Genomic DNA, 1,565 nt, shown 5'->3' with positions numbered 1-1,565 from the left:
GTTACCCCCCCTGGCACACGTCTTGTGCCCGGCCGGGCGCGGGCGGGGCCGGGTCCCCCGGGGGTCACCGGACCCGCCGCGCGCCGGACCGCAGTGCTCTCGACCGCCGTGCCGAAGCGCTCGACCGGCAGGCCGGTCGGGGCTCAGACCCGGGTCATGGTGGAGGAGTACCCGCCACCGCCGGGGTAGACCCACTCACCGGTGACCGTGGCGCCGTCGGCGCTGAACGTGCCTCGGTAGTAGGCCGGGCTGCCCTTCGCGCCACCCCAGATGGTCAGCGTGTCGCCGGCCGGCTCGTAGACGTAGTCCAGGGTGTTGCCGGTCGAGTCGTAGAACCGGGACACCACGTCCGCGCCCGCGGGTTCGCCGAACGGGCGCAGGTTGCCGATCACCTCCAGCCCCGTGACCGGCTGCCCGAACTGGGTGAGCTCGACGTGCTGGAGCAGGAAGAACCGGCCGGGCATCCACTCGTACCGCACGGTTCCCTCGGCGCCGCCGGTCACCTCCCACGTGCCCACCAGTCGGTCCAGGGCCCGCAGGTCGGCGCTCGGCTCGATGGTCGTCTCGGTCATGTCGTCCTCCTCGGGTTGTTCGCTGTGCACCGGTACCTCGGAGGCGCGGCCCCGGCCTCGACACCGGTCCTCGGTGACTCGGGTCACATCGGGCGCATGTCGAGATCGGCGGGTCGGCGACGTGGTCGCGGTGGGCGCCGACCCGAGGCCGGGCCACGTACCGTTGCCCGAGCGCGATCGAGGAAGAGGGACCACCGTGAAGTACCTGCTGCTCAGCTACACCCCGGCCGCCGCCTGGGACGCCGACACCGCCGACACCCCCTCCGAGGACGCGCTGGCCGCGTTCGCCGCGTACCGGGAGTTCGAACGGGAACTGGTCGAGACCGGCGAGTTCGTCACCAGCGAGGGCCTCGGTCACCCCGCGGTCAGCACCACCGTCCGCAGGACGGCGGACGGCGTGGTGGCGACCGACGGGCCGTTCGCCGAGCTGAAGGAGGTCCTGGCCAGCTTCGCCGTGATCGACGTCGCCGGCCACGAGCGGGCCGTCCAGATCGTCGCGCGCATCGTCGACGTGCTGGGCGAACCGATCGAGATCCGCCCGATCATGGGCGAGGACTTCGCCGGGTGAGCGACCGCGCCGCGACCATCGAGCACCTGCTGCGCACCGAGGCGCCGCAGGTGCTCGGCGCGCTGGTGCGGCGGTTCGGCCAGTTCGACCCCGCCGAGGACGCGGTGCAGGAGGCGCTGCTCGCCGCGAGCCGGACGTGGCCCGTCAACGGCGTGCCGGAGAACCCGCGCAGCTGGCTGATCCGCATCGGCTACCGCAAGATGGTGGACCTGCTCCGCTCCGACCAGGCCCGGCGCAGGCGCGAACGGGAAGCCGGCCTGGCCGAGCTGGCCATGCGCGAACCCGCTCGCCGCGCGGACCCGCCACCGGACACCGACGACAGCCTCACCCTGCTGCTGCTCTGCTGCCACCCGGCGCTGTCCACCACCTCCCAGGTGGCGCTCACGCTGCGCGCGGTGGGCGGCCTGACCACCGCCGAGATCGCC

General features: G+C 73.4%; 3 protein-coding genes. 2 read left to right on the top strand and 1 reads right to left on the bottom strand.

Annotated elements, in window-relative coordinates; all coding sequences use genetic code 11:
* Nucleotides 1-143: 143 nt before the first annotated feature.
* The gene (locus tag ACFV4N_RS43620) at nt 144-572 is read right to left on the bottom strand and encodes a hypothetical protein (protein ID WP_499678580.1); all 429 of its coding nucleotides are present in this window, start codon (nt 570-572) and stop codon (nt 144-146) included.
* Between the two features lie 196 nt (nt 573-768).
* Between ACFV4N_RS43620 and ACFV4N_RS43615 the strand changes: the two genes are divergently transcribed.
* Nucleotides 769-1,140, top strand: a complete 372-nt coding sequence (locus ACFV4N_RS43615; protein ID WP_499678579.1) for a YciI family protein — start codon at nt 769-771, stop codon at nt 1,138-1,140.
* Nucleotides 1,137-1,565 (top strand): sigma factor (locus ACFV4N_RS43610; protein ID WP_499678578.1); only part of this gene is annotated, 429 nt, incomplete at its 3' end. The genes ACFV4N_RS43615 and ACFV4N_RS43610, both read left to right, overlap by 4 nt.

Source organism: Actinosynnema sp. NPDC059797 (assembly GCF_042732085.1).
In the GTDB taxonomy this organism is placed as follows: Bacteria; Actinomycetota; Actinomycetes; order Mycobacteriales; family Pseudonocardiaceae; genus Actinosynnema.
The sequence above is the reverse complement of the archived record's forward strand: the minus strand, read 5'-3'. Positions and strand labels throughout refer to the sequence as shown.